Annotated in this window: 11 protein-coding genes; 7 read left to right on the forward strand and 4 right to left on the reverse strand. The window is 66.3% G+C overall.

All coding sequences use genetic code 11. The features are described from left to right. Position 1: 1 nt before the first annotated feature. The gene (gene trpC / locus AC59GX_RS18020; protein WP_056048598.1) at positions 2–778 is read left to right on the forward strand and encodes an indole-3-glycerol phosphate synthase TrpC; all 777 of its coding nucleotides are present in this window, start codon (positions 2–4) and stop codon (positions 776–778) included. Continuing rightward, positions 775–1,242, forward strand: coding sequence for a cyclic pyranopterin monophosphate synthase MoaC (gene moaC / locus AC59GX_RS18025; RefSeq protein WP_426281953.1), 468 nt, complete (start codon positions 775–777; stop codon positions 1,240–1,242). Before trpC ends, moaC begins: the two co-directional genes overlap by 4 nt. Before the next feature lie 85 nt (positions 1,243–1,327). Here moaC and AC59GX_RS18030 read toward each other — a convergent pair whose 3' ends face one another. Further along, complete coding sequence (locus AC59GX_RS18030) at positions 1,328–2,020, reverse strand: energy transducer TonB (RefSeq protein WP_497302133.1); 693 nt, start codon at positions 2,018–2,020, stop codon at positions 1,328–1,330. 540 nt (positions 2,021–2,560) lie between these two features. On the opposite strand from AC59GX_RS18030, the gene AC59GX_RS18035 reads away from it, so the two are divergent. Both AC59GX_RS18035 and lexA read left to right on the forward strand, forming a co-directional pair. Beyond that, positions 2,561–3,742, forward strand: a complete 1,182-nt coding sequence (locus AC59GX_RS18035) for a molybdopterin molybdotransferase MoeA (protein WP_426281951.1) — start codon at positions 2,561–2,563, stop codon at positions 3,740–3,742. 68 nt (positions 3,743–3,810) lie between these two features. Continuing rightward, entirely contained in the window at positions 3,811–4,485 is a 675-nt protein-coding gene (gene lexA / locus AC59GX_RS18040; protein ID WP_426281950.1) for a transcriptional repressor LexA, read from the forward strand. A 665-nt stretch (positions 4,486–5,150) separates the two neighbouring features. On the opposite strand, the gene AC59GX_RS18045 is transcribed toward lexA, so the two are convergent. Beyond that, complete coding sequence (locus AC59GX_RS18045) at positions 5,151–7,361, reverse strand: ComEC/Rec2 family competence protein (protein ID WP_426282435.1); 2,211 nt, start codon at positions 7,359–7,361, stop codon at positions 5,151–5,153. A gap of 90 nt (positions 7,362–7,451) precedes the next feature. Between AC59GX_RS18045 and gltX the strand changes: the two genes are divergently transcribed. The 3 genes from gltX to AC59GX_RS18060 are packed head-to-tail and all read left to right on the forward strand — an operon-like array spanning position 7,452 to position 10,394. Beyond that, on the forward strand, positions 7,452–8,882 hold the full coding sequence (gene gltX / locus AC59GX_RS18050; protein WP_497302134.1) for a glutamate--tRNA ligase: 1,431 nt from the start codon (positions 7,452–7,454) through the stop codon (positions 8,880–8,882). Positions 8,883–8,907: 25 nt separating this feature from the next. Next, entirely contained in the window at positions 8,908–10,191 is a 1,284-nt protein-coding gene (locus AC59GX_RS18055) for a citrate synthase (RefSeq protein ID WP_056048581.1), read from the forward strand. Then, positions 10,191–10,394: a hypothetical protein gene (locus tag AC59GX_RS18060; protein ID WP_060524735.1), complete on the forward strand. Its 204-nt coding sequence runs from the start codon at positions 10,191–10,193 to the stop codon at positions 10,392–10,394. The genes AC59GX_RS18055 and AC59GX_RS18060 overlap by 1 nt, the downstream gene beginning before the upstream one ends. Here the strand turns inward: AC59GX_RS18060 and AC59GX_RS18065 are convergent. Continuing rightward, positions 10,368–11,750 carry a sensor histidine kinase gene (locus AC59GX_RS18065; protein WP_426281948.1) on the reverse strand — a complete coding sequence of 461 codons (1,383 nt, stop codon included), beginning with the start codon at positions 11,748–11,750 and terminating at the stop codon, positions 10,368–10,370. The two genes, AC59GX_RS18060 and AC59GX_RS18065, sit on opposite strands and share 27 nt — an antisense overlap. Then, positions 11,747–12,844 (reverse strand): DUF2336 domain-containing protein, encoded by a 1,098-nt coding sequence (locus AC59GX_RS18070; RefSeq protein WP_497302135.1) that lies wholly within the window; start codon positions 12,842–12,844, stop codon positions 11,747–11,749. The genes AC59GX_RS18065 and AC59GX_RS18070 overlap by 4 nt, the downstream gene beginning before the upstream one ends. Positions 12,845–12,862: the final 18 nt, after the last annotated feature.

Consider the following 12,862-nt stretch of genomic DNA (forward strand, 5'->3'; position numbering starts at 1 on the left):
CATGACCATGCTCGACCGTATCCTCGAGACCAAGCGCGCCGAAGTCGCCGCGCGCAAGGCAACCACCTCGCTCGCCGACATCGACGCCGGCATCGCCCGCATGTCGAAGCCGCGCGGCTTCCGCGCCGCGCTTGACGCCAAGACCGGCTACGCGCTGGTCGCCGAAGTCAAGAAAGCCAGTCCCTCGAAAGGCCTGATCCGCGCCGACTTCGATCCCGTAGCCCACGCTCGCGCCTACGAAGCCGGCGGCGCCGCGTGCCTGTCGGTGCTGACCGACGAAAAGTGGTTCCAGGGCTCCGACGCCTATCTGACCGCGGCGCGCGACGCCGTCTCGATCCCCGTGTTGCGCAAGGACTTCATGGTCGACCCATGGCAGTCGACCGAGGCGCGCGCGATCGGTGCCGACTGCATCCTGATCATCGTCGCAGCACTCGACGACATCCAGATGGCCGAGATCGAAGCCTCCGCGCTCGAATGCGGCATGGATGTGCTGGTCGAAGTCCACGACGCGCACGAGATGGAGCGCGCGCTGAGGCTCAAGTCGCGCCTGATCGGCGTCAACAACCGCGACCTGCGCGACTTCTCGGTCGATTTCCAGCGCACCTACGACCTCGTCGGCAAGGCGCCCAAGGACTGCACCTTCGTCGCCGAAAGCGGCCTGACGACGCGCGCGGAACTCGACGCGATGGCCGAACACGACATCCACTGCTTCCTGATCGGCGAAGCGCTCATGCGCCAGGACGATGTCGAAGCGGCTACACGGGCGCTGGTGGGATGACCGGCCTCACCCATATCGACGAAGCCGGCGCGGCCCGCATGGTCGACGTCGGCGGCAAGGCCGTCACCGCCCGCGAAGCCATCGCCTCCGGCCGCATCACCATGTCCGCCGAAGCCGCCGCAGCGATCGGCGCCGGCACCGCGAAAAAGGGCGACGTCCTGGCTGTCGCGCGCGTCGCGGGCATCATGGCCGCCAAGCGCACCAGCGACCTCATCCCCCTCTGCCACCCGCTCCCGCTCACGAAGGTGGAAATCGACTTGGTCGTCGACGAAACCGGCGTAACCGCCACCGCCACGGCCTCGACCGAAGGCAAGACAGGCGTCGAGATGGAAGCTCTGACGGCTGCCACGGTAACGCTCCTGACGATCTACGACATGGCCAAAGCGATCGACAAGAGCATGGTCCTCACTGACATCCGCGTCCGCGCAAAGTCCGGCGGCAAATCCGGCGACTGGACCGCCTAAAACAAAACCCTCGCCCCAAAGGGGAGAGGGAAAGACGCCAAAGGCGGCGAGGGTGAGGGCAAGCCAAGCAGAACGCGCCTAGCTTTCAGTCATCATCGATAGACCAGTCGTGGCTCTCGACGATCGTAGACTCAACTGGTCGCCCCGCCGCATCCAGCGAAGGGTCATACCGAAACCGCTGCTCGATCAACCGACAGGTCAGTGCATCAAGCTCCCGGCTCCCGCTAGACCGAGTCACCCGACACCCCGACACGCGCCCATTGGTTTCAACCACGTACCGCACGAATACGCGCCCTCTGATCCCGGTCTCCGCACCGTCATCCGGATAATCCGAATCCTTCAACCGCCCCTTTCGCCACCGCGGCGGCGTCTCCTCGCCACCCCCGCCGTCGCCATCGCCATATCCCCCACTCCCGGTGCCATTGCCGATCCCCCCACTCCCGGTCCCCGGCCCGCGAATATCCGAAGCTCCCGCCGTCGCCTGCGCCCCCACTCCAGCCTTCTCCGCAACCACGACAGGCGGCGGCACCACAACCGGTACCACCGGAGGCGGCGCCACCACCTCGGTAGCCTTCGACTTCAAATTAGGAGGCGACGCAGCCCCCTCCGGCTTCCGGCTAGGCGAAGGCCGAGGCCTCACCTTCTCCTCGGGCGGCGGTGGCGGACGCGGCGCCGCATCGAACACCTTCAACGCATCACTCACCGCCGCCGACATCGGCACCACCAGCCCATTGAGCAGGGCATAGCCCAGCACCCCCGGCAACAGGACAGCACCCACCGCCGCCCCGATCCTGTCTCTCGCCCGAGGCTGATTGCGTGTCATCATGCTGATCTGGTGTCTCTTTCCCCCAAACAAAGCCCCGCAAGCGATGAACCCGCGCTGGCCGAGCGTGCGAAGAGGTGATCGACGACTATCCCGAACTCCGCGTCGGGCCGCGGAGAAAACAGTGGAGCACTATCAACACCACCCCGGCGAAGGCCGGGGCCCAGTTGGGAAAGCCGCGGTAATTCAACGCGACCGCCCCGCCCAACCCTGTTTCCCCGCGAAGGCGGGGACCCAGACTGGACTCCCGCCCCTCGAGGCAGTGGCTGCGCCGATCGCCCCGCCGTCCTGCCGCAACCCCAACAACACCTGTCCTACGTTCCAAACCCATGGCAAAGCGCCAGATACGCCAAAACTCACCCCCTCCCGCCGGACCTTCTACCGGACGAGACCGTTCCAAACCTGAATCTCAGAACCGCACCCGCCAAATGTCTCCCAGCGTGTGAACTTCCTGCACTTCCAGCAGGAAAACCACGTAATATCAGAGCCAAAAGCATGACCCTAGTCCCCGTCGCCGAAGCCCAGTCCCGCCTCTTCGCCATGGCCCCCCGCGTCGGCCACGAGACCGTGACGCTACGCGAAGCCGCCGGCCGCTGGGCCGCCGAGGACATCCTCGCCCGCCGCACGCAACCGGCAGCAGACCTCTCGGCGATGGACGGCTACGCGATCCGCTACGCCGACCTCCCCGGCCCCTGGACCGTCATCGGCGAAAGCGCAGCCGGCCGCCCCTTCGCAGGCCATGTCGCCCCCGGCCAAGCCACCCGCATCTTCACCGGTGCCGCAATGCCCGACGGCGCCGACACCGTCATGGTCCAGGAAGAAGCCCAGCGTGATGGCGAAACCCTGATCCTGGCCGGCGAAGGCCCCCCGACGCTCGGCCGCAACACCCGCCGCAAGGGCCTCGATTTCTCCACCGGCACCCGCCTGATCGCCGCGGGCGATCGCCTCAGCCCCGCGCGCATCGCCGTCGCCGCAACCGGCGGCCACGGCAGCCTCACCGTCAACCGCCGCGTCCGCGTCGCCGTCGCCGCCACCGGCGACGAACTCGTCCCCCCCGGCTCGACCACCGACGGCGTCGCGCTTCCCGAATCGAACGGGATTATGCTCGCCGCGATGCTCGCCGACATGCCCGTCGACATCATCGACCTCGGCATCCTCCCCGACAATCTCGAGATCCTCCGCGAAGCCTTCGCCAGCGTCGAGGCAGACCTGCTAGTCACTACCGGCGGCGCGTCGGTCGGCGACCACGACCTCGTCCGCCCGGCAATCGAAGCCGCCGGCGGCACCATCGACTTCTGGCGGATCGCCCTGCGCCCCGGCAAGCCGATGATGGCCGGCCGGATCGGCGAGATGATGGTACTCGGCCTCCCCGGCAATCCGGTCTCCGCGTTCGTCACCGCGACGTTGTTCGTCAAACCCGTCGTCGCGCACATGGCCGGCGCTAGAGACCCGCTCCCCCAGTCGACCCACGCGCTGCTCGGCGAAGACCTGCCCGCCAACAACGCCCGCACCGACTATCTCCGCGCCGAACTGCGCGACGGGAAAGCCTATGCCTCGACGATACAGGACAGTTCGATGCTGCTGACACTCGCCCGCTCGACCTGCCTCATCGTCCGCCCCGGCAACGCTCCCGTCGCGAGGACCGGCGAATCGGCCGAAATCCTCGTAATCGCGTGATACGGACGCTTGACGGCGTTAGTTATGTTCCATAGAAGTTCCCAGTCTGTTCCGGACGGAGAACCGCCATGCTCACGCGCAAGCAGCACGAACTCGTCTGCTTCATCAACGATCGCCTCAACGAAACCGGCGTCTCGCCGTCGTTCGAGGAGATGAAGGACGCGCTCGACCTCAAATCGAAGTCGGGCGTCCATCGTCTGATCAGCGCGCTCGAGGAGCGCAACTTCATCCGCCGCCTGCCGAACCGCGCGCGCGCGCTCGAAGTGTTGCGCATGCCCGAACGTGCGGAGAAAAAGGCGCCGTCAAAGGCATCGAACGTCAAGGCAGCTCCCGCCGCCGCGACCCCGCAACCGGCCAACGACGTCATCGAGATTCCCCTCCACGGCCGCATCGCTGCCGGCGTCCCGATCGAGGCGTTCGAAGGCAGCACCATGCTAGCCGTCCCCGCCGCGCTGCTCGGCACCGGCGAACACTACGCTCTCGAAGTCTCGGGCGACTCGATGGTCGAAGCGGGCATCCTCGACGGCGACTACGCCCTGATCCGCCGCACCGAAACGGCGAGAGACGGCGAGATCGTCGTTGCGCTGATCGAAGACAGCGAAGCCACCCTCAAATACTTCCGCCGCGAAGGCGCCATGGTCCGCTTAGACCCGGCAAACCGAGCCTACGACCCCCAACGCTACGCCCCCGCCCAGGTCCGCGTCCAAGGCAAACTCTCCGGCATCCTCCGCCGCTACGACTGAGTCGCGGAGACCGACCTGCGTTATCATCGCGCAGGCCGGTCTCTGTTTTAGCTGCTTAGGAAAAGTGCCCGCTCAAGCTGGTGAGCCAAGTCGCTCTCTCCCGCTAGCGACAGCGACCGGTCTGATCGGCAAATTAAGCGATGTACTCGGAGTTGTCCGAGACAGTTCTTCGATATGCCCAAGCAAAGACCGCCAAGCGTCCGGAAGACTCTGTCCCGCTTCGATGCATAAGCGCGACCTCGACTCGAACCCTAAATATCTGTGCCTCCGCGCCTTTGCGCGAACATATCGCCATCTGCCCCCCGCGCAGCCGAAGAATTGGTTCGCGCGGAGACGCGGAGGTGTTGCGTTCGGGGAGGGATGAAGCTGTTCCAATGCCTTCGGTAGTGAGACTGAACAATAGCCAGCCCGATTCATCCATCGTATCAAAATTCTCCGCGGCTCCGCGTCTCCGCGTGAACAAATTCTTCGCACTGCGATCGCAGGTGATGACGGATGATTTTGTTCACGCGAAGGCGCAAAGGCGCGAAGATGTGGTGCTTAGATTGGCGTCTATTTGTCTTCGCAGACCACGGAAAAACCGACGTCGGCTCATCGTTCATGAAGGTGTGAAGGTCTCCCGAATCGCATCACCTTCGCAACTGTGCGCCTTCACGTGAACATTTCTACTTTTGACGGCCTCGGCTGGCACGAAACGCCGGCGCAGTACCGTGAAACCGGTCATAGCGCGGCCTGAACGAATGCGCGGTGCGTTCGAGGAGAGGCGGATCGCGCCAAGGGTGACGATCACCTGCGTTCAGGATGGTCACGACTGTCCCGCTCCCCAAGGTCAGCGCGACGCCCCCCGTACGCCGGAGTACACGACGATCCAGTTTCAACCACCGCGGTACACACCGTCTCGGCAGACCGCGTTCGCTGACGACAATATCGGCGCCCTGACAGGCGGCGATGAACTCAGCAATCGGAACCATATAGGCGCTGCGCGTCGCAAGTATCCGCCACATCTGCCCACGCGCGGCGATATCGGTGACGCACAGATCGCGGCTGCACCGGGCATCGGGTTGGTCCGCGAGCAGGAGCGGCTCGCCGTCCACCCCGCCATTCTCGGCGAGCATGTCGCGCGTATAGTCGCCTGCCCGGTCACGCAGCATTGCCAGCCCCGCCGCGGTTCGTACCGCGACGTGGCGACCGTCTCCCGTCACCAGAACGTCAGGCGCTGGCGTGGTCAGCGCCCAGATCGCGCCGACCATGAGCGGCAGAATACCCAACCGACGCCACCAAGTCCGCCACAGCGCGATCCAAATCCCCCCGACAATCATGAGCACGAACGCCGCCGTCGGCATCGCGGGCAACGACCGCACCGAGCCGGGAGCGCTGGCCACGATATGCGCGAGCCACAGCAGCGCATCGAGCGAGCGCTGGACCAGCCACCAGATCGGCGCGCCGAAGCCGCCCGCATCGAGCAGCAGCGCCAGCGCCTCCAGCGGCATCACGACGAACGTGGTCAACGGGATCGCGACGATGTTGGCGAACGCGCCGTACAGCCCCGCCTTGTGGAAATGATAGACCGCGATCGGCATCAGTGCGAATTCGACCAGCAGCCCCGTGAGCAGCAGCGATGCGACACCCCGCGCCAGCTTGCGTCCCCGCCCTTCGTCATGCGGGCCGAAGAACGCGCGGATCACCGGATGTTCGTGCAGCGCCATGATCGCGGTGATCGCCGCGAACGAGAGTTGGAAGCTCGGCCCCGCCGCCGATTCGGGCAGGACCAGCATGACACACGCCGCCCCCGCCGCGACCAGCCTCAAGGTCATCGCCTCGCGTCCCATCGCCAGCGCGGCCAGCACGAGCAAGGCGGCCACGCAGGATCGGATCGTGGGGACCTGGCTGCCGGTCAGCAACGTATAGCCGATCGCCGCCGCCGCACCCGCCAGCGCGGCGATCAACGGCAGGCGCCCATGCAGCGCCAGCCACGGACTGAGCGCCAGCAGCCGCAACACGATCAGCATCGTCGCCGCCACGGCTGCGGTGATATGCAACCCGCTGACCGACAACAGATGCGCGAGCCCCGCCCGGCGCATCGCCTCCGAATCGTCCTCGCTGATCGCACCGACGTCACCCGTTGCTAGGGCGGCGGCGATGCCGCCTGCGCTGCCGTCCAGCCGCGAAACGATGTGGTGCGACAGCGCGACGCGTATGCCCGCGCCCGATTCGCTCGGCGTCGTTACGACCACCGGTGCGAAACCGCGTCCGGTCGCGCCAATTCCGCCGAACCACGCGACCCGGGCAAAGTCGTAGGCGCCCGGCACCGCTGGCAAAGGTGGCGGCATCAGGCGGGCGCGCAAATGCACGACTGCCCCGGTCCCGAGCAGCTTGGGCGCATCGGCCTCCGCGAGGTTGACGCGGACTCGGTATGGCAAGGCAACCGGCTGCCCATCAGTCTCCACACCTTTACCAAGTGGGAGAACCGTCAGCCGCACCAGTTTGCGCGCTACCAGCGGCTCGATCGCCTCCACCTTGGCCGAAAAGCTCGCGATCGTCGGGCCGCCCAACACCGGTCGTGCCACCGATTCCGACCGAGCCCAGATCAACCCAAGACCGAGCCCCGCCGTCAGCAGACCAATCGCCAGCGAGCGCGCCGCACGCCCGCCCTGCCCCACGGCCAGACAAGTCAGCCCACTCGCCACCAGCAGCAGCACCGCCACGCACCACGCCGGCGGGTCCGGCAAAGCGAACCACAACGCGATCCCGCTCCCCAGCATCACCGGCAGCCACAGCACCAACTGGTCGCGCTCCGCCTCCAGCCAGCGCTCGACCGCCAGGCCCCCGCGCTCCACGGCAAGCTCGACGACGGCCCCCCATCGCGGCACGCCCATTTGTCGCCGCCAAGGACGCATGCTAGGGGCGGCGACGGCTGTCATGGCCATCGTTTCTCCATCGTTTCATCAGTCTGGGAGCACCCGCGGTTGGGCGCAATATCTGATACGGGCACCGCCAATTCGGCCGCACCCGTGGTTACCCGTTTCGCTCCGTCGCCGACGGGGTTCCTGCATCTTGGCGGCGCGCGCACAGCGCTGTTCAACTGGCTGTTCGCAAAGGCGAACGGGGGTAAATTCCTGCTGCGGATCGAAGATACCGACCGGGTCCGCTCGACCCAGCCGGCGATCGACGCGATCATCGACGGGATGCGCTGGCTCGGGCTCGACTGGGACGGCGACGTCGTCATGCAGTTCGCGGGCGCCGAGCGCCACGCACAGGTTGCGCACGAGATGGTGGCAAATGGGCATGCCTATCGCTGCTACATGACCAACGACGAGATTGCCGCGATGCGCGCCGAGGCACAGGCCGCGAAGAAGCCGCTGCGCATCCGCAGCCCGTGGCGTGATCGCCCGGAAAGCGAAGCGCCGAGCCTTCCCCATGTCGTCCGCCTGCGCGCGCCGCAGGAAGGCGCCGTCACGATCGAGGACCGCGTGCAAGGCGCCGTCACGGTCAAGAACGAAGAGATCGACGACCTCGTCCTGCTCCGCTCCGACGGCACGCCGACCTACATGCTCGCGGTCGTCGTCGACGATCACGACATGGGCGTCACGCACGTCATCCGCGGCGACGATCATCTCAACAACGCGTTCCGCCAGTTGCCGATCTACCGCGCGATGGGCTGGCCCGAGCCGATCTATTCGCACATCCCGCTGATCCACGGCCCCGACGGCGCCAAGCTGTCGAAGCGTCACGGCGCAGTCGGCATCGAAGCGTACCGCGACGAGATGGGTATCCTGCCCGAGGCGTTCGACAATTACCTGCTCCGGCTCGGCTGGGGTCACGGCGACGACGAGATCATCAGCCGCGAACAGGCAGTCGAGTGGTTCGATCTGTCGGGCGTCGGCAAGTCGCCCTCGCGCTTCGACCTGAAGAAGCTCGAGAATCTCAATGGCCACTACATCCGCGAAGCCGACGACGCGCGGCTGGCACAGCTCGCCGCCGATCGCCTTGGCCACGACCTGCCGACCGGCGGACTCGATCTTCTGACTCGCGCAATGCCCGTCCTGAAGCCGCGTGCCGCAAACCTGAATGAGTTGGCCGAAGGGTCGAATTTCTTGTTCAGCCAACGGCCCTTGGCGATGGACGACGCCGCGGCGAGCCTTTTGCAGGGTGAAGCGAGTGCGATTTTGGTCAATGCCCATGCCGAACTTGACGCGCTCGCCACGTGGGATACGGAGGCGCTCGAAGGCGCGGTACGGCGCGTGGCCGAAGCGTGGGGCGTCAAGCTCGGCCAGGTTGCACAGCCGCTTCGCGCCGCGCTGACGGGACGCAAGACGTCGCCGGGGATCTTCGATGTGCTCGACCTGCTCGGGCGCGACGAGAGCCTGGGACGGATCGCCGACCGGATGGCTAGCTGATAAGATTTCGAGGAAGGATACAAGCATGAGCGAGACCGCAACCCTCAAGGTCGACGGCAAGGATTTCGAGTATCCGGTGATGTCCGGTACGGTCGGACCCGATGTCATCGATATCCGCAAGCTGTACGCGCAGACGGACAATTTCACCTATGATCCGGGGTTTACCTCGACGGCGTCGTGCCAGTCGAAGCTGACCTATATCGATGGTGACGCGGGCACGCTGCTGCACCGCGGCTACACGATCGGCGAGCTGGCCGAGCAGTCGAACTTCATGGAAGTCGCCTATCTGCTGCTAAATGGCGAACTGCCGAGCGAAGACGAGCTAGCGAACTTCTCGAACACGATCACGCGCCACACGATGGTGCACGAGCAGCTCGCGCAGTTCTTCCGTGGCTTCCGCCGCGACGCGCATCCGATGGCGATCCTGTGCGGCGTCGTCGGCGCGCTGTCGGCGTTCTATCACGATTCGACCGACATCCACGATCCGGCGCAGCGCGTCATCGCGTCGCATCGCCTGATCGCCAAGATGCCGACGATCGCCGCGATGGCGTACAAGTACAGCGTCGGCCAGCCGTTCGTCTATCCGGACAACACGCTGAGCTACACCGGCAATTTCCTAAAGATGACGTTTGGTGTCCCTGCCGAGAAGTACGTCGTGAACCCGATCGTCGAAAAGGCGATGGACCGCATCTTCATCCTGCACGCCGATCACGAGCAGAACGCGTCGACCTCGACCGTCCGTCTCGCCGGTTCGTCGGGCGCCAACCCGTTCGCGTGCATTGCGGCCGGCATCGCCTGCCTGTGGGGCCCCGCGCATGGCGGCGCGAACGAAGCCGCGCTCAACATGCTGCATGAGATCGGCACCGTCGACCGCATCCCCGAGTACATCGCCCGCGCCAAGGACAAGAACGATCCGTTCCGCCTGATGGGCTTCGGTCACCGCGTCTACAAGAACTACGATCCGCGCGCGGCCGTCATGCAGACGACCGTCAAGGAAGTGCTCGGCGAGCTGGGCGTCACCGACCCCGTGTTCGACGTCGCGATCGAGCTCGAGCGTCTCGCGCTCAGCGATCCGTACTTCATCGAGAAGAAGCTGTTCCCGAACGTCGATTTCTACTCGGGCGTGATCCTCTCGGCGATCGGCTTCCCGACGTCGATGTTCACCGTCCTCTTCGCGCTCGCCCGTACCGTCGGCTGGGTCGCGCAGTGGAACGAGATGATCACCGATCCCGACCAGAAGATCGGCCGCCCGCGCCAGCTGTACAGCGGCCCGACCGCGCGCGACTACGTCCCGATGGCGTCACGCTGATGAAGGCCCTTCGGCCGATTCTGATGATCGTCGGCGTGCTCAGCGCGCTGATGGGTCTGCTGTGGATCGGTCAGGGGCTCGGTTACGTCCACTGGCCGCAGTCGAGCTTCATGCTCGATCAGCGGCCATGGGCGGACCGCGGTGCATTCCTCGCCGCGTTCGGCCTCGCGCTGATATTAGTGGCGCGCCGGATCCGCCGGTAACGTCAGCACGAACCGCGCGCCTTCGCCGGGTGCGCTCTCGATTCCGAGATCCCCCTGCATCGCCCGCGCGAGACGCCGTGCGATGTACAGGCCGAGCCCGTTGCCGCCGGCCTCCGATGGATCGACCCGCTCGAACTTCTCGAAGATCCGCACCTGATCCTCGGGCGCGACGCCCTTGCCCTTGTCCGCGACCACGACGACCGCGTGGGTCTGAGTCCGCGTCACGGTGACGATCACCTGCGCACCGCGTGGCGAATAGCGCACCGCGTTGCCGACAAGGTTGACCAGAACCTGCAACACGCGGCGGAAATCGCCCAGAGCCGGAACACGCACGTCCAGCGCCGGGCGCGTGATCGTGACGCCTGCGTTCGCCGCGCGCACCGACAACAGCCCAGCCGCTCGTCGCGCTACATCGGCAAGGTCGATCGGCTCGGGCACGAGTGCAAAATCGGGCCGCTCGACCGCCTGGAGATCGACGAGGTCATCGACCAGTTCGAGCAGATGCCGTCCGGCGCTGGCGATATCCGCGGCGTAATCCGCGTAATCGCCCTGCACCGGGCCATCCGCCTGCGCATTGATGCTGTCTGCGTTGGCGACGATACGCGCGAGCGGAACCCGCAACGCCTTGTCGAGTCCGCTCGTAAAGGTCGGCGACAGTGTCTCGGTCGAGGCAGCAGGGGACGGCGCGTCTTCTACCACCATGCGTGCAGCGCCAACGAACCCCGCAAAGTCGCCCGCCGCATCATGTCGAACATTGGCCGTCAACGTCACCGCGCGTCCGGAACTCCGCAGCCGCGCGGGCTGCGCCGTCATCGGGCGTCGCCGGGCGAGAGAATCGAGGATCGGCAAAGCCCCATCCACACCGGTATCCAGCGAAAACATCGCCGTCAGCGGCTGGCCAAGCAAGGCGAACGCGTCGAACCCGTGCTTCGGCCCTGCATCGAGCGTGACGAACGTCAGCCGCAGCGCGGAATCCGTCTCCCACCGCCAATCCGTATCGCTGCCGTGGAAATCGTCCTGCGTATCCGGCGATGGTCGCGCCGGCCGCCACGCCGCGATCTCGCGCCAGCCGCTCACCGTGAGCCGTACGTTCTCACCATCTGGTTGAGCCCGCACCCAGAGATCTACGTCCGTTTCGTCGTCGGCGACGACCACGCCGCGCGACACAACGATTTCGAGCCGACGTGCGAGCCGGGCGATCGTCGCAAGCTGCGGCACGGCAAGTGGCGCACCGCGCATTCCGCCCGCCCGCTGGTTGAGCGCAACCAGCGCCGGGTCCGCAAACGACAGCGAGCCGTCCGGTGCGACGATCGCATGCGCGATCGGACTTTCGATCGAAGGGTCGAACACGCTCATCGCCGATCCGTACGCGCCAGCGCGCGCAACGCCATCCGAAAATCGCGGTTCAACGCCAATGGCGCGAGCGACGCACGCGCATCCTCGACCCCGACCGACACGATCGCATCGAGCGCATCCGCAAACGCCTCGATATCCCGCCGCGGATCCGCCTCCGACAGCGCCAGCCCGATCCGCGCGATCGTCGGCCGATCGAGATCGATCGCGCGCAACGCCAGCCACAGCCGATCGCCCTCCGGGTCCAGCGTGATAGCCCGCGCCTGATCGAACGCGATGCCGATCGCATGCGCCAGCACCGCGACGAACAAAGACAGCCGCCGGTCGCCGATCGATTCGACCAGCACCGCAGGCAATTCGTTCGGTCGCGCATCGAGCGCTCCGGCGAGCCGCGTCGCTACCGCATCGGGTCGCTCGCCTTCGTCATGCGCCGCGAGACTGCGCTGTGCCGCATCGGTGATCGCCCGGTCGCTTTCCCGCGTGACGGACTTCAAGCCATCGCGCACGGCCGCCGCCACCCACCAGACCAGCCGGTGATGCAGTTCGGCCGGCAACTCGCTGCCCCCGACGGCCCCCTGCTCGTTCGCCACCCGCCGCCGGCTTTCCGCAGCCAGCAGCGCAGACGCCGCCGACGCCACCACGCTGTCCGGCACCCCCGCCAGCCGTACCAGCAAGCTCGCTTCGTCGGGTTCCGCGACCTCGACCGGCAACGACGCGGCGATCAGGTCATGCCGCACGCGCGCGATCAGTTCGTCCATCAATTCTTCGTCGCGAAGCAATCCCGCCCGCGTGAGACGATCGAGAACGCCGTCCGCCCCGGCCTTCAACATCGCCTCCCCGGCCTGCGTCGCGCCACCACCCGCGAGCAGTCGTGCGGCATGTCGGCGGATGTCCCATTCGATCGCCCCGACGATCGCGCCGAGCACCTGCGCGAGCATCAGCCGCGTCCGGTCGTCGAGCCGTGCATCGGCATCGAGAAAGAAATCCGCGATCGTTCCGGTCAGCCGCGCGTCCGCGCGCAGGCGTGCATCCTCCGCTCGCGCAACGGGATCATAGGGCGACACGACGTCACGCACTGGGTCTGGACCGACCGACATGATCCCGTGCTTAGCCTC

It is taken from the genome of Sphingomonas sp. 320_CC (assembly GCF_059691795.1).

Coding starts and splice junctions, on each gene's coding strand:
- trpC (WP_056048598.1), top strand. CDS start 2: ATGACCATGCTCGACCGTATCCTCGAGACCAAGCGCGCCGAAGTCGCC.
- moaC (WP_426281953.1), top strand. CDS start 775: ATGACCGGCCTCACCCATATCGACGAAGCCGGCGCGGCCCGCATGGTC.
- AC59GX_RS18035 (WP_426281951.1), top strand. CDS start 2,561: ATGACCCTAGTCCCCGTCGCCGAAGCCCAGTCCCGCCTCTTCGCCATG.
- lexA (WP_426281950.1), top strand. CDS start 3,811: ATGCTCACGCGCAAGCAGCACGAACTCGTCTGCTTCATCAACGATCGC.
- AC59GX_RS18045 (WP_426282435.1), bottom strand. CDS start 7,361: ATGGGCGTGCCGCGATGGGGGGCCGTCGTCGAGCTTGCCGTGGAGCGC.
- AC59GX_RS18055 (WP_056048581.1), top strand. CDS start 8,908: ATGAGCGAGACCGCAACCCTCAAGGTCGACGGCAAGGATTTCGAGTAT.
- AC59GX_RS18060 (WP_060524735.1), top strand. CDS start 10,191: ATGAAGGCCCTTCGGCCGATTCTGATGATCGTCGGCGTGCTCAGCGCG.
- AC59GX_RS18065 (WP_426281948.1), bottom strand. CDS start 11,750: ATGAGCGTGTTCGACCCTTCGATCGAAAGTCCGATCGCGCATGCGATC.
- AC59GX_RS18070 (WP_497302135.1), bottom strand. CDS start 12,844: ATGTCGGTCGGTCCAGACCCAGTGCGTGACGTCGTGTCGCCCTATGAT.